The sequence below is a fragment of the Paenibacillus apis genome (assembly GCF_018333295.1).
GTDB classification, from domain to species: domain Bacteria; phylum Bacillota; class Bacilli; order Paenibacillales; family Paenibacillaceae; genus Fontibacillus; species Fontibacillus antibioticophila.
This window is the reverse complement of sequence record NZ_BORS01000013.1, coordinates 127033-149292: the sequence shown is the minus strand read 5'-3', so window position 1 is coordinate 149292 and position 22260 is coordinate 127033. Positions and strand designations below refer to the sequence as shown.

Below are 22260 nucleotides of genomic sequence, written 5' to 3'. Positions count from 1 at the left end.
TTTCCAGAAAACTATTCCGGAAACCTCAGATTTCCGGCGTTTACGCAAAGAGAGCGCCTTGCCGGAAACTTCGTCCGACAGGCGCCCTCATTCACTTTAGATAACTATTATGGCCTTATTGCCCTTCCTTCATTGCGTTCGCAGCATGCGCACCGCTCAATCGACCGCTCGTCAGCGCATACTGGACCGCGCTGCCGGACATGTATACCTGATTATAGATAGAGCGGTTAGCTGCTTCTCCGCCAGCGTACAGATTCGGGATGACCGTTCCATCTTCTTTTAATACGCGATAATGTTCATCCACTTTGACTCCGCCGAAGGTACCCATCGTTTTAGGATAGAATTTAAAGGCATAGTACGGGCCCTTATTAATTCCTATAAGCGTCTCTTTTTCCTTGTTGAAGGCATCCTTACCGGAAGCAACCCCGCTGTTGAACGTATCGATTGTTGCCGTCAGCGCATCCGCCGGAACCGCCATGGCATCGGCAAGCTCCTGCACCGTGCCGCCCGTGGCAATCTCATCGTTAGGCAGCAACCCTTGGATCGATTCAATGGTCTTGGTATTTGCTTCACTGGAGTCGATCACCATCCATACTTGCTCATGGTTCACGACCTGATTAGTCACAATAGCGTAGTGGCTGTTCTCGTTGAAGAAGCGGTTGCCCTTTTCATTGACCAGAATCTTCGTCGTATCCCAGCTCAGTCCGCCCAACTCCTGAATGCGGCTGCCCATCCCCAGACCGATAACCCACGGGTCTTCATACAGGGCTGCACCAATTTTCTCCGCCATCAAAATACCGTCCCCGGTACTTCCTGCGGCGGCTGCACTGATATCGATGTCCTCCACAAACTGAGGCAGGAAGCGCTGCATCATTTCCTCATTCTTGGCAAAGCCGCCTGCGGCGATGATGACTTTCTTGGCATGAACGGTCAGCGTGCCTTCCGCATTCTCCGCCTTGACGCCAACAACGGCGCCTTGCTCATCCGTCAGAAGCTCGGTTGCCTTGGTCTCCAGCAAAATGTCGATCCCTTTTTCCCGAACGGTCTTCTCCAGATTGGAGATAAGTTCCGCTCCGCCCTTCTCCGGGAAGTGAAGACGCGCCACCGGATCCAGACCGTAGCCCTCAACGCGGGCATATTTGTGATTCATATAATCCACCAGCCAGTGCGTTGTATCCACAGCATCATCCATAAATTTCGTGACCCGGTCATAGTCTGGATACTGGCTGTCCGGATTGCTGGTGCTTTGCCGCTCTTTCCACAGCTTCATCCAGTCCTCAGGCGTATCCTTCACACCGATTTCCTCCTGGAAGCGGGTGCCTGTCGCTGCAATTCCCCCGCCGGACAGCGCGGTGGAGCCGCCGACATTGCCCTGCTTCTCCAGAACAACTACCTTGGCGCCCTGTTCAAAAGCCGAACCGGCTGCCGCAAGCCCGGTGCCGCCCGCACCAATAATGACTACATCCGTAGACATTTCGCTGTCCGTCTTGTCTCCTTCCCTGACCGCAGCGGCTGCTTTTAATGCATCGATGTCGCCGCCGGCCTGCTTCACACAGTCCTCTACCGCCGTCAAAATGGCATTAGAGGTATTGGTTGCGCCCGAGATTACATCCACCGCCAGCGTCTGACCTGTCACGATGCCTTGCGGTATTTTTTCGATGGCTGGATCACTGATCCCTTGAGTTTCTTTATGATCCTTCACGGTAACCGATACAATCGCATTGGCATCAAATACAACCTCAACCGTAACGTCTCCGTTATTTCCCTTGGCGAATGACGTATAAGTTCCAGCTTTGTATACACCGCTGCCGGATGCTTCGTTGGCCGCCTTATTGCCGCTATTCCCCGAATTTCCGCAGGCTGCTAGACTGAATACCAGCAGAGCCCCCATCATCACTATTAATGCTTTTTTCCAAATCCTGCTCATGATTGTTCTCCCCCTATTGCTGTGCTCAAGTTATAAGCTAAGTCTACAAAGTGGGGTAATCACCAAGTCAATCTCAATTTGTGAAAAAAATAACTTAATAAGACGGCCTTGACGTCCAAATCATGGGGTTAACCCTATGTTTTAACCCTATTTGCCCAAGGACTAGGAAATTCTATGTTGGGTTGGCCATATTTCCCGAGCGGCATTTCTGAGTAAAGCTTCATTACTGCTGTTCCTAATTCCGGCATAGAGCGTTAAATACTGCTCCTTATCCTTGAAAGCCAAATAGGGGCTGCTGTCTTTAACCGGTCCGAAATCCTCCATATTTAGCGAAGAAAAGTTCAATTCCTCCATGCTCTTGACAATCTCGTTCCGGCACAGATAGTCCCTCGCCTCCATCGGGTTATGGATTCCGGTTCCGCTGCGGATGCCCAGATGCCAGAACGCCCCCGCAAACAATCCCATAGGCTTCAGAAGCGGTGAAGCTACGGCAGGAAGGAACTTCTTCTCGGATAGCGCATATTGGGTGTTCATGCCATGGTTGACGATAATATCGATGGAGCCCGATGCAAGAGGGATCTGCTTCAGCTCGCTGCACAGGAAGATGAAGGACTTCTCCCCGTATTGCAGCTGCAGATTGTGCTTGAGCTCCCTCAGGCGGTCCAGATCCGTACTGAGCAGGATATAGGTGCAGCCCTCTGGAATCTGGTCGATGTACTGCATTAAAAAACGTCCTACGCAATGATCCAGTTCAAGGATGTATTCCGAATGTCTGGCATGCTTATGAATATAATCCATCAAAGTCGTAGTTCCGTTATACATAAAATTAATGTAATGCGGCGAGGTGGACTCCAGAAACTCTTGTTTCGACGGCATGTTTCTCTTCTTGACTGCCTGACGGTCAATAAAGATCCCGTCTTCGACGATCGCCCCATAGCCACATTCGCAGAAGACATCCGCGGTGAGCAGCATGTGATTCTCGATCGTGCCTCCCGCAATGTGCAGCTGGTTCTTGCAGGAGGGACAGCACAGTACGGAGAGTGAGGACAGCGGGAAACCCATCACCTTTGACCTTCCTTCCTCCTCCCTGCTCAATTCCTGGATCTTCTGCTTCAGGATTTTTTCAATCTCGTTGAACTTCTGCAGCTTCTGATTCACCCTCGCCCTGTTCCGCTCCAGCAATGACAACAGAAACCGGCGGAAATCATTCGAACGCTCTCCCTCCAGCCGGTTGAAGCACAGAATGGTCTGGATTTCGCTTAATGTAAAGTCAAGCTCCTTCAGCATCATGATCTTTTGCAGATCACAGCAGTTCTCTTCAGTAAAATAGTAATGGGAGCCTTGTTTATCTACGACCAGCAATCCCAGATCGATATAATGGCGGATCGCATCCTGGGTAATATTGTTCCTTTTGGAGAACTCGCCGATTCTCAAATCCGTACCTCCTTCGAATGGGATCAGTTCCGATGCACGTTCAAGCCGGAATAAATTAATTTGTGAAAATTATTTTGTGAAAATAATCACTTTATTGGCCCTGCTAATTCAGCGTATGTCACGGAAGATCCCTTGTCATCCTATCTTCATCGTATCCGAACCTTTCCGGAGCCGCAATAGATTCTTTGCATAGAATCGAAGGTGAGGGCGTCTCGAAAGTAAAATTCTGTACACCCTTAATAACAAAACAGAGTGAGATTCATATAGGAACCAAGGAGCTAAGCGGCTTTTCTTGCTTGAATCCTTGGTTTCTTGCGTCCACTGCGGCTTTCTTGATCAAATGAGTACCGAGGGAAAGCCCGCCCGACCTCCAAACTTATTTGGCAAGCCTCGAAGCTTTAGTGACATTCTGCATTATAATGGCCTCACGAGCGCCCACGTCGGCAATTTTAATGCCTTTTGGCACTTATTTCGTCGCATGAACACCCACACCAGCAATTTTAATGCCTTTCGGCAATTATTTTGTCGCACGAGCCGCCCGCCAAGCATTTTAGTACTTCCCGGCACTTAATTTAGCAACGCACGCCCGTAGCCTCACCTTGAAAAAAGGTGCCCCCAACCATCCATGATAGTTTTGGGACACCCTCTTCGAGCAGTATGGATCAGGCAATTCAATTATTTGCCGGGATAATGCCGCTGCCGCAGCGCCTCGTAGAGCAGCACGGAGGCGGCCATCGCGACATTGAGCGATTCAGCCTGGCCTCGCATCGGAATGATGAGGCCGTCGTCCATGAGGGCGCGGACCGTGGGACTCAGGCCCGCGCCCTCGCTGCCGAACAGCAGCCAGGTCGGTCCGGTGAAATCATAAGCGAAGCAATTCACCGCGGCCTGCAGGCTGGTGCCGGCCAGGCGAATGCCGCGGCCCTTGGCCTGCGGCAGCAGCTCCTCCAGCTTGCCATGGATTACCGGCAAATGGAACAGCGAGCCCATGGTGGCGCGCAGCACCTTGGGCCCGTAAATGTCGGCGCAGCCTGCGCCGACGATGACCCCATCCGCACCGACCGCGTCAGCGGTGCGGATGATGGTGCCGACGTTGCCAGGGTCCTGGACACCGTCGAGCACCACAACCAGGCCCGCAGCCGCCTCCAGCAGCGGCTGCGCGGAGCCCGCGTGTTTGCGCACGACCGCAAACACCGGCTGCGGCGTCTTGGTATCGCTGCACTTCGCGATAATCGCCGCCGAGACGCCGATCCAGTCCACATCGAGGCGTGCCGATGCCGCGGCTGCAAGCTCCGCCGGGATTCCCGCCTCGAGCTCATAGCAGACGCATTCCACCTCTGCGTCCGCTTCCAGCGCTTCCTTCACGAGGTGAATGCCCTCGAGAATATATTTGCCCAGCTTGTCCCGCTGCTTCTTCTCCAGCAGGGAGGACCATTCCTTGACCCTGGCATTTTGGGAAGACAAAATCTGCATCTCTTTATTCCATCCTTTATTCGAACAGTTAGCTTTCCGAGTAAGCCAGCTCCAGCTTCTTCAAATCATTTTTTTCGCCGACGATAACCAGGATGTCTCCATCTACAAGCCGATCACTGGCGGACGGCGAAATATTCATTTTCGAGCCTTGCTTAATCGCCATGACGTTGCAGCCGAACTTGGCCCGGATGTTCAGCTCCTTCAGATTCTGCCCGAGCATGGTTCTCGTTGCTCTAAGCTCGACAATGCTGTACTCCTCGGACAGCTCGATATAATCGAGAATATTTGGCGAGGTCAGATGATGAGCTACCCGCAGTCCCATATCGCGCTCCGGAAAGATCACCTTGTCTGCGCCGATCTTGTTCAGCACCTTGCCGTGCAGCTCGTTCTGAGCCTTCACGACGATCAACGGCCCCCCGATATCCTTTAGAATCAGGGTAGTCAAAATACTTGCCTGTATATCCTCGCCAATGGCGACTACGACCACATCAAAATTGCGGATACCCAACGTGCGAAGGGCTTCCTCTTCTGTCGAATCGGCGGTCACCGCATGAGTTACCACATTGGATACCTCCTGCGTGCGCTGCTCATCGGAATCCACGGCCAGCACGTCAAAGCCCATCCCGCTTAGTGCCGTGGCCACGCTCAAACCGAACCGTCCCATGCCGATTACGGCGTATTGCTTTTTTGTTGCACGTGCCATCTATTTACACCACCTGAACAACTTCATAATTTGAAAGAGATTAATCAAAAAAACTGACTTTTTGAACTCGTTTGTCAAGTATATCACACCATGGTGAAAACTTGAATTTCCCGGGCAATTGCAGGGCACGCTATATAGCGGGCAACTACGATTTCAAGGAGGGTAACCGATGCCAATCATTATGGATTTGCGACAAGCCGTTATGCACAAAATGCACGGACAGGACGAGGCCGGACTTCATGAGATGATCGAGGGCTCGATCGGCGCTCAGGAAGCTGCTCTTCCCGGACTTGGCGTCGTCTTTGAGATGATGTGGAGAAACATCGATCCAGCCAAACAGGATGAGATTGTCTCTCTGGTGCATAACCAGCTCGAGCAGTCGAATCTTCAGCCATTGAAATAAAGGTTCCGCCCGACCCCCGCAAAGCGGTACAGCACATGTCCTCTTTGCGGGATCCTTCTTGCATATACATAAAAACGCCTTCGAGCTGTCATATCGGCAGACGAAGGCGTTTGTTATACGTTTGGTCTAGCTAACTCTTGAAGAAATCTCCTTACGGCGCAGTCTCCAGGAACTTGGCGTCCGGATTTTTCTCCATGGCTGTACGCATCGCGTACTCATTCTCGAACAAGACAACATAATTGCCCTTCTTGTCCTTCACCAGTGTTGAATTAATCCGGAACTTGGACGGATCGACCTTGTCGGCAACAATCCAGCGGGCGAATTGGAACGGCATGCGCTGAAGCTGAACATCCACGCCGTATTCCCCCTTCATCCGGTACTCGAACACTTCGAATTGGAGCTGCCCGACAACACCCAGCAGCGTATCCTCGAAGCCGACCGTCGTGAACACCTGAATGGTCCCTTCCTCGGTCAACTGGTCGATTCCCTTCTGATACTGCTTATGCTTGAGCGCGTTCTTGACGGTAACCTTGGCGAATATTTCCGGCGAGAACGTCGGCAATTCATCGAATACGACCTCGCTGTTCTGGCTCAAGGAATCGCCGATTCGGAAAATTCCCGGATCAAACAGACCGATAATATCTCCAGGATAAGCCTCCGACACGATATCCCGATCCTGGGCGAGGAATTGCTGCGGCTGGGACAGCTTGATCTCCTTGCCGGCCCGCACATGCTTCACGCTCATGCCGCGTTCGAACTTCCCGGATACAATACGCAGAAACGCAATCCGGTCCCGGTGAGCCGGATTCATGTTGGCCTGAATCTTGAAGACGTAACCCGAGAACTTCTCGTTCGTCGGTTCCACGAGTCCCGAGGTACTGCGGCGAGGTTCCGGCTTAGGCGCAAGCTGCAGGAAATTCTCCAGGAACGTCTGCACTCCGAAGTTATTAACTGCACTGCCGAAGAATACCGGGGTCAGCTCGCCGCGCTTTACTTTTTCAAAGTCAAACGGGTCTCCGGCCACATCGAGCAGCTCCAGATCCTGACACAATTGATCGTGCAAATATTCGCCCGCCATCTCACGGATTTTGGGATCATTATAATCTTCAACCTTGCGGACCTCGATCTTGGAATGATCCTCTCCCTGGAACAGCTCCACCTGGTTCTTCATTCGGTCATAGACACCGCAAAGCTCCCGGCCCATCCCGATTGGCCAGTTCATTGGCACCGAACGGATGCCGAGCACCTGCTCGATTTCCTCCATCAGCTCAAATGGACTCCGTCCTTCACGGTCCAGCTTATTAATGAAGGTGAATATTGGAATCCCCCGCTTCGCACAGACCTGAAACAGCTTGATCGTCTGCATTTCGACACCCTTCGCCACGTCGATCAGCATCACCGCGCTGTCCGCAGCCGTCAACGTCCGGTAAGTATCCTCACTGAAGTCCTGGTGCCCGGGCGTGTCCAAAATATTAATCCGATGTCCGTTATAATCAAATTGCATGACGGAAGAGGTAACCGAGATCCCCCGCTGCTTCTCAATCTCCATCCAGTCGCTGGTCGCGTGCTTGCTTGCCTTGCGCGCCTTGACCGAGCCGGCCAAGCGAATCGCTCCGCCGAACAAGAGCAGCTTCTCCGTCAACGTCGTCTTCCCGGCGTCCGGGTGGGAAATAATCGCGAAGGTTCTTCGTTTATCTACTTCCTGCTGCAAATTATCCAATCCAGTGCTCATTCTCACTTTCCTCTCGCTTCACAAAGTCACAGCTTCTATTGTAACATATTTTTACTCCGCTTACGCAGAGACAATCGCTTATTTCCAGTTGGCTTGAATGAACTCATCCCGTCCGGACTGCTCGCGGTCCTCCTTATAATGCTTCGGGTTCTTCTTATGGTAATCCTGATGGTAATCCTCAGCCGGATAGAAGGTCTTCGCCGGTATAATTTCAGTTACAATCGGCTTATCGAAACGTCCGCTTTGTTCCAGCGCCAGCTTCGATTGCAGAGCTGCTTCGCGCTGCTGTTCATTATGATAGAAGATCGCCGTTCTGTATTGCGGGCCCCGGTCCTGGAACTGGCCATGCGGATCTGTCGGATCCACTTGAGGCCAATACAATTCAAGTAATCGCTCATAAGGAAAAATCTCCGGATCATACGTAATCTGTACAACCTCATAATGTCCCGTTGCGCCTGTTTTTACTTCTTCATAGATAGGATTGTCTTTGGTTCCACCCATATATCCCGATACAATACCGCCGATGCCCGGCAATTCCTCAAACGGCGTCACCATGCACCAGAAGCACCCTCCCGCAAAAGTCGCTAATTGCACTTCATTCACGTTCCTCTCTACGCGTTGCTCTTCCCTTCAAAATTCGGTATTTGTCCGAAGCCGGTCTGAGCAAGCTATTCTATGGACAGCATTTTACTCTAATTTAGATGTAACAACAACCTGAGCGCCAAAATGAATTTCGCAAAAATATCCTCTATCTTGTCTATGAATGCATCACGGGATATCGAAATCTGTGTTACAATGTTTTAGCCTGTTTGCAGGCAAGTGAGGATTGGGAGGACCATCAAGAGATGAAGCAAAATCCATACATAGCCGTGGAGGGTGCGATTGGGGCAGGAAAAACAACGCTCAGCACGATGCTTGCCCAACGGTTTGAATTTATGTTAATGAAGGAAATCGTGGAAGAGAACCCCTTTCTGGATAAGTTCTATCAAAACATCGAGGAATGGGCCTTCCAGCTGGAAATGTTCTTCTTATGCAACCGTTACAAGCAATTAGGCGATACTCTGCTTACTCCGGCTAGCACTCGCCAACCTATTGTGTCGGATTACCATATCTACAAGAACATGATTTTTGCCGAGCGCACGCTCTCCGGCGTTCAACTGGATAAATACCGGCAGATTTATCATCTGTTGACGGATGACCTGCCGAAGCCTAACCTGATCGTATACATCAAGGCGGATCTCGATACCCTGCTGCACAGAATTCAGAAGCGCGGCCGCGACTTTGAACAAAACTTCGATGCGGGATATCTGTCCCAGCTGGTAGAGGACTACGAGACAGCCATCTCACATATTCGGGCACAAGAGCCGGACACGGTCATTATTACGATTGACGGCAATAAACTGGACTTTGTTGAACGTCCGGAGGATTTCGAGCAGATCGTTGCCAAGATAAAGGAGCACTTATAGATGATGAGCCATGAATTTAACATTCCCAAAGATGCATTGATCACGGTAGCGGGTACGGTCGGGGTTGGAAAATCCACGCTGACCAATGCCTTGGCGGCCCGCCTCGGCTTCCGTACTTCTATGGAGAAGGTCGATACAAATCCTTATCTCGAGAAGTTCTACCACGATTTTGAACGCTGGAGCTTCCATCTGCAAATTTACTTCCTGGCCGAGCGCTTTAAGGAGCAGAAAGCTATCGTGGAGGCAGGCGGCGGCTTCGTGCAGGATCGTTCCATTTACGAGGACACCGGCATCTTCGCCAAAATGCACGCCGATCAAGGCACGATGTCCCTTATCGATTATGAGACCTACAACAGCCTGTTCGAGGCCATGGTGATGACGCCCTATTTTCCGCACCCGGACATATTGATCTACCTGGAAGGCGAACTGCCGTCCATCTTGAATCGTATCCGTCTGCGCGGCCGGGAAATGGAAATCCAGACCGACATTTCGTATTGGGAGCACATGCATCAACGGTACGCCAAATGGATCGATGAGTTTAGCGCCTGCCCGGTACTGCGTTTGAATATCGATGAATACGATGCTACCGATGAGGCTGCACTGGACGAAATCATCTGCCAAGCCGCGAAGATCATTCAGGACTCAAGAGCGCTGCGAGCAATATAGTGAGAGGATGCTCGCGCGAGCTAATAGCTTTATTAATAGAAGAGGTGTCCCAAAATCATCACAGATGATAGGGGACACCTTTTTCAATAGAAAACAGGTCCTCTGAAATTATATTCCCAAAGCAGTCAACAATTTGTAGACCATCGCAGCAGCTTCGCCTCTTGTCGTTGCCTGGTCCCCACGGAAGGCGCCGTCCGCGTAACCGCTCAGGATGCCCGCTGACAAGGCCTGATCAATTGACGGCTTCGCCCAGTTTGGAATGTCCGAAGCATCTTTCAGTTCAGGAACATTGCCCGTCACGATGTCGGCGTCCACACCAGAGAACTGCAATGCTCTTGCCGTCATAACGGCTGCTTCCGCTCGCGTCACTGTGCGCATCCCCATGAAGCTTGTCGTCCCGGCTTCCTCATATCCTAGAATCAGCCCCGCTTCAACGGCAGCTGCGACGTGCGGTCGCGCCCATGACGGGATATCTCCGTTGTCTGAGAAGTTTGTGTTGCCGGAGGCAGCTTCAAGGCCCAAAGCCGAAGTCAGCAATTTCGCAAATTCAAGCCTTGTTACAGTCTGTTCCGGACGGAAGCTTCCGTCCGGGTAACCAACTGCGACATTCATCCCCTCAAGGCGATGGACATAGCTTGCTGCCCAATGATTATTCATATCGTTCATCACGATCGGTTTATAGGCAAAGACAGCAAACTTCGCAGTGCGTCCAATCTCCGCGCGAATCGTTCCTTCTTCATGAACGGTACCACCGATGAATATCCAACGCTTCTGCCCACTAGACTTTGGGTCTGACCTAAAAAAAGACAGCGACTGCCTTGGACGAAAGATAAGCGTCCCAGACTGCCGCTGTTTGATTAAGCTAATATCGGGAGAGCCCCCTTTCAATCCACGCACCCGCGTGGAGTGCGACACAGCTGTATCGATGATACGTTGCTTTTCTCCCTATTTCAATCCACGCACCCGCGTGGGGTGCGACCTTTTTTGTTTCCCAATACCCCACCATAGCTCCGATTTCAATCCACGCACCCGCGTGGGGTGCGACATTACGTGTGTAAACAAATTCGCTTGCCCCGGCCGATTTCAATCCACGCACCCGCGTGGGGTGCGACTTCCAGATGCCGCTAAACCAGTCCCCAAGTCCTTGATTTCAATCCACGCACCCGCGTGGGGTGCGACATCGCTGCATTGACGGAGCGAGTAACCAGACTTATTTCAATCCACGCACCCGCGTGGGGTGCGACTGCCTTTGCCGATCACACGGCAGCTCATGGTCTATTTCAATCCACGCACCCGCGTGGGGTGCGACAAGGGATGCTAACGTGCATTCATGGGCTTTCTGGCATTTCAATCCACGCACCCGCGTGGGGTGCGACCTTGGGGCTTTTTTGCGTTTTGTTCGCATCATACATTTCAATCCACGCACCCGCGTGGGGTGCGACGATTAAAAAAATTAATGTTAGCGCTTTATATGAATTTCAATCCACGCACCCGCGTGGGGTGCGACGTACCAGTATAACGTCGCGGATACATCTTTTTGATTTCAATCCACGCACCCGCGTGGGGTGCGACAAGAGGGGATCGATACATTCCTTCAAGACGTTTATATTTCAATCCACGCACCCGCGTGGGGTGCGACCGATATAAACGGACTCACAGCAATCTTGATAGTATTTCAATCCACGCACCCGCGTGGGGTGCGACCTTATGATCTCTTCATCGATCTCGTTATTCTTTTATTTCAATCCACGCACCCGCGTGGGGTGCGACCTGCTAGGCTTCAAAAACATTAAATTTCAAGGAGATTTCAATCCACGCACCCGCGTGGGGTGCGACGACGGCATGGCTACTATCTTGAAGCAGGGTTGGGAATTTCAATCCACGCACCCGCGTGGGGTGCGACAAGAACAGCGCCTGGTCAGCGTCGAGTCCCAAACGATTTCAATCCACGCACCCGCGTGGGGTGCGACAATCGGAAAAGACGGTGTGCGGACGAAATACCGATTTCAATCCACGCACCCGCGTGGGGTGCGACAAGGAGCGCCGACTTGTCGATCCCACGCTTGCCCCATTTCAATCCACGCACCCGCGTGGGGTGCGACGAAACACGCTGCGCCAACGGAGGACATTACGCCGATTTCAATCCACGCACCCGCGTGGGGTGCGACACGCCGCCGGGCGCGATTGTACGGAGGATCGAACGATTTCAATCCACGCACCCGCGTGGGGTGCGACGTGGTTAACGCGCTCCTTACCGGTTTGGATTGGGTATTTCAATCCACGCACCCGCGTGGGGTGCGACGGAAAAAGCTTTTGTAATAGCCGCTATCGATGAGCATTTCAATCCACGCACCCGCGTGGGGTGCGACGGTAAAAAATCCTTTTATGTGATGGCGATGGATATTTCAATCCACGCACCCGCGTGGGGTGCGACTAAGGAAAAAGAATTGGCTGCCGGATTTACGAAAATTTCAATCCACGCACCCGCGTGGGGTGCGACCGTAATCTCTCTTGATGCCTATGACATTCAACGGATTTCAATCCACGCACCCGCGTGGGGTGCGACGTAGGTCAATACACAGGCCTAAAGGATAAGAACGATTTCAATCCACGCACCCGCGTGGGGTGCGACGGTCGCATGAGGGATGGAACAGTTCTGGAATATGATTTCAATCCACGCACCCGCGTGGGGTGCGACCTTTTCCCGGATTGCTTTGACCGTCTTAATGTCTGTATTTCAATCCACGCACCCGCGTGGGGTGCGACATGGCGTGTCATTGGACTTTCATCGGCGACTGTATTTCAATCCACGCACCCGCGTGGGGTGCGACCGAAAGAAACACAAAATTATGTATCGAAGGTAATGATTTCAATCCACGCACCCGCGTGGGGTGCGACGTTGGCAGTTTTGTGTTATTAACGATCTGATTCTATTTCAATCCACGCACCCGCGTGGGGTGCGACTTTTCGATATGCATAAAAAGCATGGGATTGATCCATTTCAATCCACGCACCCGCGTGGGGTGCGACTCCGATTTTTAACATAATAAGGGTATTATTCAGCTTAATTAGCCATTTTCAGCCCTTAGACAATAAATAATCGGTTAAATAATTCCATATTTTTACACATAACCAAATGAAAGTAACTTATTTTGGTGCGAAACCCCCAGGGAATTCATGTTCGCTTCACATTCGCACCAGCATATTTTATGCTATTTTGGCCGTTAGAGAATAAGCGGCCCCTCCAAATCAAGAGATGATTTCGTACCCACATGCTCTATCTTGTTCTTGTACTGGTTGCCCAATTGGTAGAAGCGGATACTATCCTGCTCCGGGTCAATGAGTTCTAGTAGACGTAGTCTCAAGGATGTCCATTCGGCAGCATCGACGATGCATTCAAATACAGAGTTCTGCACCCGTTGTCCGCAATTGAGGCAAGCCTTGGCCACCTGTCGCAATCTGCGCTGTCCGGCCGAATCCGTTGTGCTTACATCATAAGTGATAAGTACCAGTATGATTCATACACCTACTTCCAAAGAAATGGCGGGTATTCGTCCAGATCGCCGCGCAAATACCTGGCGAGCAATAGAGCCTGTACATGCGGGAGCAACCCCCAAGAAATGTTTTCACCGAGATAAGGATGCTTGATCTTCTCTTGCTTGCGGTTCTGCCAAGCGGACAGAAAGGTTTTGCGACCTTCATCGGTAAGCAGCACCGCCCCGTTCTCTTTATGGACGAAGTCCCCGGCACTAACAAGCCTTTTATTGATAAGTGACAAGACAAACCGATCCGCATAAATGCCCCGTAGTTCCTCCATGACATCAAGTGCCAGCGAAGCGCGTCCAGGACGGTCTCGATGCAGGAAGCCCACATAAGCGTCCAACCCAACCCCTTCCAGCGCAGAGGTCATATCATGAGCCAGTAGGGTATAAGCCAAAGATAACATGGCATTGACCTTATCGAGCGGAGGACGGCGAGAGCGAGTATGAAATTGAAAATCCTCTTTTTGTTGCAAAATCATATGATCCCACAGCTTATTATAGCTAAACGCCGCCTGTCCCTCCAGCCCGCGCAAGCGTTCCAGATCATCGCACTCCCAAATGGCGTCCATTGTAGCAGATAACTGGGATGAGGCCTCTTTGAACTGTTCCACATCAACACGCAGCGGGTAATCCCGCGTCATCCGTTCCAGCATCCACTTGTGATTATATATTTTGCCAAGTATAAAGTTACGAGCCACCCTGGCCGACTGCAATTCGTTCTCGGATATGGCGTATTGCTTCTTACGCAGTACGACATTACCTCGGCTTGCTCCAATGACGCGGGCGAGGAACCGTCCATTCATCGTCATAAATGTGATGGATATGTTTCTGTCTGCGCAATATCCCATCAACGCTGGGCTGGCACCTGTATAACCGAAGGCAACGATAGACTCCAGATTATGAAGTGGAAGACGCCCCAACGTCTCCTGATCCTTCAGCAGCACAATGTTATCTCCATCCAGAGACAGATAAACGTCCGGCTGATTTACGAAGAGCGTATTCAGCAGCTTTTTCATTCCTTGATTTTCCCTTCGATGTAGCTTTTGACGGAACGCTTATTTAGCACTTCAGGTACACATACGGATTGTAAAGAGCATTTACTGCAAAAAGCGCCCGTCTTCACCTTCGGCGTATGTCTTCGGTGGTAATATTCGCGCATCTCTGCGAAAATAGAGCGAACCCGATCCTTCAACTCTGCTGTCAGCGGCACTTCAATTCTACGCTTGATTTCATTGTAGAACATGTAGCCTACGGGAATCGGACATAGCAGCATCTCCTCCAGACACATCGCTTGTGCGGCCAACTGGAGAATATCGGCTTCATCCTTCTTGGGCTTGCCCCGCTTATATTCAACAGGACAAGCCGTGTATTTGCCTTCTGCCCCCTGAATCTGTACGCCATGCTCATCCCGTGTAAACTCAACAACATCACAGATTCCCGTAATACCCAGTTCGGCAGATTTAACCGGTAATGCCCGAACGATCAGCTTGTCTCCACGCTTTTCCCGCACGAAGGGCTGATCCGCCTTCCGGTGCAAATGCTGTCCTTCGATCGTGCCCACGTTCTCTTCCCATTGCTGTTCAATATGAATGAGCGCCCACTGCCGCTTGCAGAACTGAAAATGCTGGATGCCTGACAGCATCAGCTCATCTTCGTCCCGATTAACGTCCATCCAGCACTTCGGCCTTCAGTCCGTCGAGTGCAGACAGTTCAATGGCATAATCGTCAAAAGACTGTGGTTCGTCCACTTTGGAGCTGACCGCCAGCGAGCGATGTACTTGAGCCGAAGAATATTGCCCCAGCTTCGAACTATGCTCCCACCAATACAGCTTCCGTACCTCCATGCTGCCTTCGGGACGAGCAGAGGACAAATCATTTTCAAACAAAGTCAGAAGTGCTTGCTTTATTTTGTCCGCGTCCTCATTCGTAAATCCGGTCTTCTCGGCTAGCTGCGTGTTGATACTTCCGTAGAAGACGTACACGCCAAAATCTACCCGATGCTTCATCCCCATGGTGTCGGACCCGCGATCCTTACCCGGCTCAGAGTTGACACTCTTGGTGATCTGCGTGCTCGTAATATCAATAGGGGCTACGCTGCGAGCTGCGTGAATCGAGACAGGACCTCTCACCCCGACAGATACGCCGCCACCACTTGCTGCTCCCTTAAAGGCAAATACCTGCCCGAAGCTGCGAACATCGATCCATTCCTGACAAGCGATTTCAGCAAAATCATCACTAGTTGCCTTCTTGTTCTTGGCTACTTCGCTAAGCCGTGTATTTCCTTCTGCGCGTTCTCTCAAACTACCATACACGTCATTCTTACGGTCATTGGATTGTACAAAAATAGCTTCTCCCAAGTCCTGTAGACGATTGCGAATTTTCCGCTTAATGGCTACGTCCGAAATCTCACCATAACCATCATAATTCTGGCGTGGGCGATTGCCATTCAATGGGTCACCGTTGGGGTTAGCACCTGTTACGGACAGAACTACGGCAAAATCAATTTTATGATCCAAACTACTCATATTCGTTCACTCCTTATTCGTTGGATTCGTTCTCATCCTCTTGGGATTCATCTGTGTCAATGGCAGCATCCTGTTGTTTACTTTGATATAACACATGTCTTTGACTGTAAAACCCTAGCAAATACTTGCCGGACAAGGATTGATTGTTAAAATCTTTGGGATCAAATTTATAAGCAATCTCATCTATAATTTTGGTCAGATTCGTTGCTTTACGCCCCAACCGGGCCTGATAAGGCTGTAAGGCCGTCTGAATTACTCTCCAGGTACGCTCCGGATGCTGAGAGAATGCATTCATATAGCGAATAGCATTGGTTGCTCTGTCTTCTTTTCCTAACGCTCTTCTCTCCAGCACGTCGGCTACAGCGAGCATTCTTCCAAATAAATAATTGCGATCATCGTTCTGTTCATCTAGTGACATGCCGATTCCCTCCCGTCGATCATATAAGTGCTTGTCTAATAAAGCACAGGTAATACTAAGCGTCTTCTCCCATTCCCAACGCTCCAAAGCTATCGGGTTAGAGGCCCGGTTCACCAGGCTCCTGATAATATCAAGCGGTACTCTGGAGCCATCAACGATACATGGCAGCATCCGCTCCATCAGGCCCTTCACCACTTTGTCTCCTGCACGCGGACCATAGGCCGCGAAGGCAATGTCGCGTGTCGCCGGAGCGCCATAGAAGACCGTGAATTCTCCTTGTTCATTCTTCCGATACCGATGGAGCCAGACGCAGGTTGTATGCCAGTGCTTCAGCCGATCCAGGTACAGCTCCTTGTCCATATTCCGGTAATACAGCACCGCCATACGCCCGGTTGTGGCAGAGTCGAGGATCAGAATGTTCACGCCTGTCTGGGCCGAGCTTACCTCTGCCTGCACCATCTTGCTTCTATACCCATCAAGCGCCTTGGCCACTTCAGCGGCCAGCGTCTCATACGTGTTAGATCTGCGGACCACCTCTGGCATCGCCTCTGGATCAAGGGCAAAGGTGTCCTCGCCAGGGTCGGGAATATACAGAGAAGTGTTACCCCACACCAGGAAGACCCGGTCATCAATCGTCTTCCCCTGACGCTGAATGAGCCATTTCAAGGCATTATGCGCCTTCTGCGAGACCTCGTAGCTTATACTCGCGGCATCGCGACTGTCCGTGAAGCGACCACGGTAGGTAAAGCCTGTCTTGTCGTTAGCTGAGATCAGCTTGGCTTTGTCACCCGAATTACGTATCTTGTTCGCGTGCTTGTCTGTACTAGGGAGCCTTTGTCCCGTCACATAACAAAAGTCTTCATCTCCCAGCTTCTCTTGATAGTAGCTGATGAAGGAAGCGTGAACCGCAGCGTCCTTCCAGACCTCTTCAAGTCGATCGTCCGGCGAATAGACGGTGAAGCGAACAAAGGCGCTGGTCTGATCCCCTGCAATTACACTGAAAATTCCAGGCTTCTCCGGGTATCGATCGCTGTACTTGTTGTCCCATTTGTCAATAAGTTGTTGCTGATCATCCACAGCCAGAATACGACTGACTTCGACGAGATCGCGAATTAACGTTCTTTTCCTCAAATAGCGGTAAATGCTCATTACCTTGGGATGCGTATAAGGGGACTCGGCCCAATTCTGCAAATCTTGTATGTAGGTTGCGAAGGGCTCTTCTCCTTTAATTTGTCCTCCATAAGCGACATAGTCCCCTGCGACATAGCTTAACTTGTCATGCAGCGGATAAGGGGCGATGACGGCACCCGCCCGACTGGCCGACTTCTCCGTACATGGAATCAGCGTACTGGCTTCACTCTTGTCGATCACCTTGGCTGAGTGAAACTCTCCTTCCTCGGTCACACGCACTTCAATATGGGCATTCTGAGTGGTATGCGATACAGGGAGCAGCGTATATTCGCGGTTGTATCTTAATCCAATCTCGCCTACCCTATCTAAATTGGACTCATAGGTCTCATATAAGTTAAGCAGCCAACTCACTGAACCTCCTCCTCTCCCCAACTGGCCAGTAATTGCTCGGCAGATTGGACATTGCTGTCGTCAAATACCTTAGACTTCATTTGTGAAATTACACGTATCTGAGTGCAGCTCTCAGGCCGATCAAAAGTGATAATTCCATTCTTCATCACCGGCTGCCACAGCCGCACCTCCATCTGATCCCTTCCTGTCTCATCCGGATAGTTGATGCCGTGCACCATCGTACCTAAATGAAGTTCTCCATATTGATCATAGAAGCTATCGCCTTCCCCAAATACACAAGGCTCCACGTAACCTTGACACTCGCGGGTGCCGAGAAAAATGTCCCGTCGTCCTCCTGCCTTAACGCTTCGCTTGAGAATGTTATGGTGCTTATTTTCGTTGCGATCAAATTCCATATCGGGACGATTGAGATTAAACTCAAAATGGCATCTGACCTGATAATGTACATCCTTCAGGTAAGTGTAATTAGCCAGTGTATTGCCGCCACTATAATCAATAGGCCGTACTCCCTTGGATTCCATCCGAATCGCATTCATGATGCGAACCTCATCCACAACCATCAGCAGCGTCGGCTTCCAATAGATGCTTTCAACGATGCCCTTGAGCGCCTGATAGGTTGGCACCTGATAGCTTAGCTTCTCACCCCCAAGCTTGGTTAACGGGTCTGTAAACAAGGCGTAATCACCGTAAACGGCAAACTCCACAGCATTTCTTATCATCAGCATTCACCTCCTTTCCCATGGAATCGTATAGAATTTAGAGATATCAGACCGTCGACTAGAAAATAGAGGCGCCTCCCCAGCTATCATTTTCCAAATCCAGTCCGAATTCCTCACTGTATGCCCCTTCACGCATTACAAGGATTTGTCCGTCGAGACAGGCCTCCAGTCCTTGATTCTGATCCAGCCTGATCTTCTCATAAGGGAACAAATTAACGGTATATTGCTGTGCCTGGCGCAGCAGGCGACCCAAATCCTCAATGCGGCTTGCTCCGTTCAATTCAGCGATAATATGGGCACCTTCCCCATAGGGAGCGATGACCGGGGTGGTCAAATCTTCGATCACGCGAAAGTGATCGGCCGCTGTTCGAGGGCTGTTAAGCAGGTACTGGGGCGGTCGCTTGGCGTAACTTTGACAGTAGTCTTGAAAGTAATCATTTTCCTGGAACTGGGCGAACAGCAGCTTCATCATGTTCTGCTTTAACTTTGGGATTTCAAATTTTAATAACGGCCTAACGTCGGCATAGAATTGCTTGAAGTAAAACCTCAATGCCTTGTCCGATAATAAAAACCCACCATGAGCTGACTCGTCCCGATGCATGTCCGTAAGCATTCGCTTGGTGATGTCCTTCCCTTTGCGAACCTCGCTAAGATGCTTCAAGTTCTCCTCGGCATGATCAATCATGTACACCTGCTGGAGCGACTCTTCACCATGACGGTTACAACGGCCTGCCGCCTGCGCCACAGAGTCCAGCCCCGCTAATGAGCGAACAACGCACTGGAAGCTAACATCGACCCCAGCTTCAATGAGCGGTGTACTGACGCAGATTACCTTTTCTTTTCTGTCCAGGCATCCTCTGATTTTGTCCAATTCCGTCTTACGATGGGCCGCACACATGGACGTGCTCAAATGATATACGACAGCACCGTGCTCCATTCCCTTCAAACGCTCATAAAGATTCTTAACAACAGCCTTCGTGTTCAAAATAATCAGCATATCCCGCTTCTCTTCCAGCCTAGCCAGCACCCACTCAGCCAAGCTCTCATTGGTGAACACCCTGGAGGTTGCTTCGTCGCTTAATTCCACTCGCTTGAATGCCTTAATCACATCATCCAGGTTGCTGACAATTTCTGCATCAGGGGATAGATGCAATTCATGCTCTACCACATCCAGAGCAGGCTGGGTAGCCGTACATAGCACCATGCTGGATTGTCCATAGCTATTCAGAAAATTCAGCGCCTCATTAAATAGAGATACACAGGACACGGGGACCTTCTGCACCTCGTCGAATATAATGACCGACTCCGCAAGGTGACGCAGCCTGCGCACATTTCGGTTACTTTTGGCGTAAAACACGTTCAGAAATTGCACCATCGTCGTAAAGGTAATCGGGCAATCCCAATTGTCCTTGGCCAGCTTTAATTTTTGCCGAATATGAATCAAGCCATCGTCCATCTCATCATCATTGAGTTCGTCAATCACATTGGAGTGATGCTCCAAAATGTGAATATCATCCTGCAAAATCCCCCGTACCTCGGCAGCGTTCTGTTCTATTATGGTGGTGTATGGGAGGACGTATATAATGCGCTTCTTATGGTGCTCTATCGCATGTCTGAGCGCATAACGAAGACTGGCTAACGTCTTGCCGCCGCCAGTAGGGATGGATAAGGTGTAAATACCGGAAGGCTTATACGCAGAACGCTCGCACTGTTCCGACATTTCCCTTCTTTGTTGGTTAACTCGGGAGGCAGCAGAAGTATGACCCACCAATCCCCCCAGCTTATCCATTAATTTAGTGTAATAATTCTCGAACAGTTCCTCCGTATTGGGAGCTTGCTCTTCGCTCTCCGCAATCTGCTCCTCAAATCGCCGCGTATCCGTGCGGTCTGCATCGATTAGAGCACTAAATACATATTTGGTCAGATATAGGCATTTCATTTCCATGGTGAATGAGGACGGAATGGCGAAGTAAGCATCCATCTCCAGCACCGCTCGCTCCACGTATTGTTCAAATGCTTCACGGTTCATCACGCGCTCAAAGAATAGTCTGGTGCAAGCTTCGTATTCAGGAACATCCTCCTTATCCCGAACTCTTCGTAAATAGGGCATTTCCAGTTCTGGACTGATGTAATCATGCAAGCTGGAATGGTGTGAAATGATGGCATTGCCGACTATTTCAGCAAGAGTTCCCTTACCACGTTCAATAGTTCCTGTATGGTAAAGATCATAAAGCAAGCGCCCCCCGGCTGTAGAATGATCTACACTCCCCCGCTTGGGAGGAGCTTCCGGATGAGCTACAGCTTCACGCAGATAGTTTTGAAATGCTATCGCGTATTTCCCGAGATCATGGAGTAGGCCTGCCAAACCCGTAATATGCCGAATGCCAAGTGCCTCTCCGGCGAACTCAGCCAATCGCTGTGCTCCTAGCAAATGATGCTCCAGTGGCTGTGGCTCCCCATCACTTTCCCGCACATGTGCAATATAGTCCAACCGCCTGACCTCCAACCCTTTTCAGTTAGTTCTTGAGAACTATCTCCTTATATTCATGTATTTCGCCGAAAAATCGCCAATCCCTTCCATGATTCAACATTTTTTATGATTTATGGAGTTAATTAAGTGAACAACAAAAAGACCTTTCCGAAGATCGGAAGGCTTTTATTTGTGCTTTTTCACAATAAAAGGTGTTTTTGATGGGTACGACTGCTCATTAGAGGACTCTTTGGTATTAATTTTGAAAAGTGGCAGTTGAGATTTGATCCACCGCTTGAGTAAGGTGCGACAGCATACGCTATGGCTGACAGGTACATCGAGGATAATTTCAATCCACGCACCTGAGTAAGGTGCGACAGGTTAACGGAGCCTGGGAAAGCCGGTCGGCTGAATTTCAATCCACGCACCTAAGTAAGGTGCGACTATGATAGCACGATCGAACGGAAATTCTACGAACAATTTCAATCCACGCACCTGAGTAAGGTGCGACGGAATGTTGCACCGACTTGGCCCTTGATTTCACTATTTCAATCCACGCACCTGAGTAAGGTGCGACGTTGGTGAAGGTTTCGTGATTCACCTGCCCGAGATTATTTCAATCCACGCACCTGAGTAAGGTGCGACGAGTGCTATGGAGGTATCAGAGTCAGACTCCAAATTTCAATCCACGCACCTGAGTAAGGTGCGACGTATAGCCTATTTTGGCGCTTGTCGGTGGATTTAATTTCAATCCACGCACCTGAGTAAGGTGCGACGTCCTGTTGATACTTGGTACCATTTACCCTAGTGATTTCAATCCACGCACCTGAGTAAGGTGCGACGTAAGATCGGATCATAAATGCAAGCCATGTATACGATTTCAATCCACGCACCTGAGTAAGGTGCGACATCTCAAGACGGTGGATAATGTGCTGATCATACTTATTTCAATCCACGCACCTGAGTAAGGTGCGACGATAGCATAGCTCGGCATCTCGGCATGCTGAAAGAATTTCAATCCACGCACCTGAGTAAGGTGCGACTATACGTTAAGCCGATTGTGGTAAGATTGGGAGATTTCAATCCACGCACCTGAGTAAGGTGCGACTCCGTTTTTTAACAGAATAAGGATATTTGAAGGTATAAACAACCCTCTATTACCCAATATAGAGTTAAAAATCAATTGATAATTATCTTATAATTACACAAATAGAAATGAAAGTAACTTATCTTGGTGTGA

General features: G+C 50.4%; 17 protein-coding genes and 2 CRISPR repeat arrays. Of the genes, 3 read left to right on the top strand and 14 right to left on the bottom strand.

Annotated elements, in window-relative coordinates:
* Positions 1 to 115: 115 nt before the first annotated feature.
* The 4 genes from KI362_RS18645 to KI362_RS18630 all read right to left on the bottom strand — a co-directional run bounded on the left by KI362_RS18645 (position 116) and on the right by KI362_RS18630 (position 5537).
* A complete protein-coding gene (locus tag KI362_RS18645) occupies positions 116 to 1927 on the bottom strand; it encodes an FAD-dependent oxidoreductase (RefSeq protein ID WP_301629365.1) in 1812 nt (603 codons plus the stop codon).
* A 162-nt stretch (positions 1928 to 2089) separates the two neighbouring features.
* Positions 2090 to 3361: a MerR family transcriptional regulator gene (locus KI362_RS18640; protein ID WP_301629364.1), complete on the bottom strand. Its 1272-nt coding sequence runs from the start codon at positions 3359 to 3361 to the stop codon at positions 2090 to 2092.
* 675 nt (positions 3362 to 4036) lie between these two features.
* Positions 4037 to 4834 (bottom strand): TrmH family RNA methyltransferase, encoded by a 798-nt coding sequence (locus KI362_RS18635; protein ID WP_301629363.1) that lies wholly within the window; start codon positions 4832 to 4834, stop codon positions 4037 to 4039.
* Positions 4835 to 4862: 28 nt separating this feature from the next.
* Positions 4863 to 5537, bottom strand: coding sequence for a potassium channel family protein (locus KI362_RS18630; protein WP_044481942.1), 675 nt, complete (start codon positions 5535 to 5537; stop codon positions 4863 to 4865).
* Between the two features lie 169 nt (positions 5538 to 5706).
* Here KI362_RS18630 and sspI point away from each other — a divergent pair, with 169 nt between their 5' ends.
* Positions 5707 to 5940: a small acid-soluble spore protein SspI gene (sspI, locus tag KI362_RS18625; RefSeq protein WP_301629362.1), complete on the top strand. Its 234-nt coding sequence runs from the start codon at positions 5707 to 5709 to the stop codon at positions 5938 to 5940.
* 151 nt (positions 5941 to 6091) lie between these two features.
* On the opposite strand, the gene KI362_RS18620 is transcribed toward sspI, so the two are convergent.
* Positions 6092 to 7672: a peptide chain release factor 3 gene (locus KI362_RS18620; RefSeq protein ID WP_212940503.1), complete on the bottom strand. Its 1581-nt coding sequence runs from the start codon at positions 7670 to 7672 to the stop codon at positions 6092 to 6094.
* A 78-nt stretch (positions 7673 to 7750) separates the two neighbouring features.
* The gene (gene msrA, locus KI362_RS18615; protein ID WP_301629409.1) at positions 7751 to 8266 is read right to left on the bottom strand and encodes a peptide-methionine (S)-S-oxide reductase MsrA; all 516 of its coding nucleotides are present in this window, start codon (positions 8264 to 8266) and stop codon (positions 7751 to 7753) included.
* A gap of 251 nt (positions 8267 to 8517) precedes the next feature.
* Here msrA and KI362_RS18610 point away from each other — a divergent pair, with 251 nt between their 5' ends.
* The gene (locus KI362_RS18610; protein ID WP_301629361.1) at positions 8518 to 9138 is read left to right on the top strand and encodes a deoxynucleoside kinase; all 621 of its coding nucleotides are present in this window, start codon (positions 8518 to 8520) and stop codon (positions 9136 to 9138) included.
* A gap of 3 nt (positions 9139 to 9141) precedes the next feature.
* On the top strand, positions 9142 to 9804 hold the full coding sequence (locus KI362_RS18605) for a deoxynucleoside kinase (protein ID WP_301629407.1): 663 nt from the start codon (positions 9142 to 9144) through the stop codon (positions 9802 to 9804).
* Positions 9805 to 9912: 108 nt separating this feature from the next.
* On the opposite strand, the gene KI362_RS18600 is transcribed toward KI362_RS18605, so the two are convergent.
* The 8 genes from KI362_RS18600 to cas3 form a co-directional block, all read right to left on the bottom strand.
* A complete protein-coding gene (locus KI362_RS18600) occupies positions 9913 to 10461 on the bottom strand; it encodes an S-layer homology domain-containing protein (protein WP_301629360.1) in 549 nt (182 codons plus the stop codon).
* A gap of 224 nt (positions 10462 to 10685) precedes the next feature.
* Positions 10686 to 12834: a CRISPR direct-repeat array (repeat unit 32 nt; unit sequence ATTTCAATCCACGCACCCGCGTGGGGTGCGAC).
* A 194-nt stretch (positions 12835 to 13028) separates the two neighbouring features.
* Positions 13029 to 13319: a CRISPR-associated endonuclease Cas2 gene (gene cas2, locus KI362_RS18595; protein ID WP_301629405.1), complete on the bottom strand. Its 291-nt coding sequence runs from the start codon at positions 13317 to 13319 to the stop codon at positions 13029 to 13031.
* 11 nt (positions 13320 to 13330) lie between these two features.
* On the bottom strand, positions 13331 to 14362 hold the full coding sequence (gene cas1c, locus KI362_RS18590) for a type I-C CRISPR-associated endonuclease Cas1c (RefSeq protein ID WP_301629359.1): 1032 nt from the start codon (positions 14360 to 14362) through the stop codon (positions 13331 to 13333).
* On the bottom strand, positions 14359 to 15018 hold the full coding sequence (cas4, locus tag KI362_RS18585; protein ID WP_301629358.1) for a CRISPR-associated protein Cas4: 660 nt from the start codon (positions 15016 to 15018) through the stop codon (positions 14359 to 14361). Before cas4 ends, cas1c begins: the two co-directional genes overlap by 4 nt.
* Positions 15008 to 15871 (bottom strand): type I-C CRISPR-associated protein Cas7/Csd2, encoded by an 864-nt coding sequence (gene cas7c, locus KI362_RS18580; protein ID WP_044481950.1) that lies wholly within the window; start codon positions 15869 to 15871, stop codon positions 15008 to 15010. The genes cas4 and cas7c overlap by 11 nt, the downstream gene beginning before the upstream one ends.
* A gap of 13 nt (positions 15872 to 15884) precedes the next feature.
* Positions 15885 to 17831, bottom strand: a complete 1947-nt coding sequence (gene cas8c / locus KI362_RS18575; RefSeq protein WP_301629357.1) for a type I-C CRISPR-associated protein Cas8c/Csd1 — start codon at positions 17829 to 17831, stop codon at positions 15885 to 15887.
* Positions 17828 to 18547 (bottom strand): type I-C CRISPR-associated protein Cas5c, encoded by a 720-nt coding sequence (gene cas5c, locus KI362_RS18570; RefSeq protein WP_301629403.1) that lies wholly within the window; start codon positions 18545 to 18547, stop codon positions 17828 to 17830. The genes cas8c and cas5c overlap by 4 nt, the downstream gene beginning before the upstream one ends.
* 61 nt (positions 18548 to 18608) lie before the next feature.
* On the bottom strand, positions 18609 to 21041 hold the full coding sequence (gene cas3 / locus KI362_RS18565; RefSeq protein ID WP_301629356.1) for a CRISPR-associated helicase Cas3': 2433 nt from the start codon (positions 21039 to 21041) through the stop codon (positions 18609 to 18611).
* A 325-nt stretch (positions 21042 to 21366) separates the two neighbouring features.
* Positions 21367 to 22128: direct repeats of the CRISPR family, unit length 32 nt; unit sequence ATTTCAATCCACGCACCTGAGTAAGGTGCGAC.
* Positions 22129 to 22260: the final 132 nt, after the last annotated feature.